The organism is Streptomyces humidus, from assembly GCF_014649655.1.
In the GTDB taxonomy this organism is placed as follows: Bacteria; Actinomycetota; Actinomycetes; order Streptomycetales; family Streptomycetaceae; genus Streptomyces; species Streptomyces humidus.
Map to the genome: position 1 here is coordinate 1 of NZ_BMTL01000105.1, position 1529 is coordinate 1529.

Here is a 1529-nt window from a genome sequence, read left to right on the forward strand (position 1 = left end):
AGCGGCTGAGGTCGAGTTCGGTGGGCTGTGCGAAGCGTGAGAAGTTGTGCACGCACAGCACCAGGTCGTCCTCGTGTTCGCGCAGGAAGGCGAGGACGGCGGGGTTGGAGGAGGGCAGTTCGGTGTAGGTGCCCAGGCCGAAGGCGTGGTTCTGTTTGCGGATCTCGATCATGCGGCGGGTCCAGTGCAGCAGCGAGGAGGGCGATGACATCGACGCCTCGACGTTGGTGACCTGGTAGCCGTAGACGGGGTCCATGATGGTGGGCAGGGAGAGCCGGCCGGGGTCGCAGGAGGAGAAGCCGGCGTTGCGGTCGGGGGTCCACTGCATGGGGGTGCGTACGGCGTCGCGGTCGCCGAGCCAGATGTTGTCGCCCATGCCGATCTCGTCGCCGTAGTAGAGGATCGGCGAGCCGGGCAGGGAGAGCAGCAGGGCGGTGAAGAGCTCGATCTGGTTGCGGTCGTTGTCGAGGAGGGGCGCGAGGCGTCGGCGGATGCCGATGTTGGCGCGCATACGCGGGTCTTTGGCGTATTCGGCGTACATGTAGTCGCGTTCCTCGTCGGTGACCATCTCGAGGGTGAGCTCGTCGTGGTTGCGCAGGAAGATGCCCCACTGGCAGGTCGACGGGATGGCGGGGGTCTTGGCGAGGATCTCGGAGACGGGGTAGCGCGATTCGCGGCGGACGGCCATGAAGATGCGGGGCATGACGGGGAAGTGGAACGCCATGTGGCATTCGTCGCCGCCGGAGGCGTAGTCGCCGAAGTAGTCGACGACGTCCTCCGGCCACTGGTTGGCCTCCGCCAGGATCACCGTGTCCGGATAGGCGGCGTCGATCTCCTTGCGGACCCGCTTCAGGAACTCGTGCGTCGCCGGGAGGTTCTCGCAGTTCGTGCCCTCCTCGGCGTACAGGTAGGGCACGGCGTCCAGGCGGAAGCCGTCGATGCCCAGATCCAGCCAGAACCGCAGCGCGGAGATCATCTCCTCCTGGACGGCCGGGTTCTCGTAGTTGAGGTCCGGCTGGTGGGAGAAGAAGCGGTGGAAGAAGTACTGCTTGCGGACGGGGTCGAAGGTCCAGTTGGAGACCTCGGTGTCGACGAAGATGATGCGGGCGTCGGCGTACTGCTTGTCGTCGTCGGCCCACATGTAGTAGTCGCCGTAGGGCCCGTCGGGGTCCTTCCTCGACTCCTGGAACCACGGGTGCTGGTCGCTGGTGTGGTTCATGACGAAGTCGATGATGACGCGCATGCCGCGCTGGTGGGCGGCGTCGACGAACTCGACGAAGTCGGCGAGGTCGCCGAACTCCGGCAGGACGGCGGTGTAGTCGGACACGTCGTATCCGCCGTCGCGCAGGGGCGACTTGAAGAAGGGCGGCAGCCACAGGCAGTCGACGCCGAGCCATTGCAGGTAGTCGAGTTTGGCGGTGATGCCCTTGAGGTCGCCGACGCCGTCGCCGTTGCTGTCCTGGAACGAGCGGACGAGGACCTCGTAGAAGACGGCGCGCTTGAACCACTCGGGGTCACGGTCCTTGGCC

At 66.0% G+C, this 1529-nt stretch carries 1 protein-coding gene; it reads right to left on the reverse strand.

Translation table 11 applies throughout. From position 1 onward, the window contains the following. The coding region (gene treS / locus IE239_RS41190; RefSeq protein WP_190154567.1) for a maltose alpha-D-glucosyltransferase at positions 1-1529 on the reverse strand (1529 nt) is incomplete at both ends.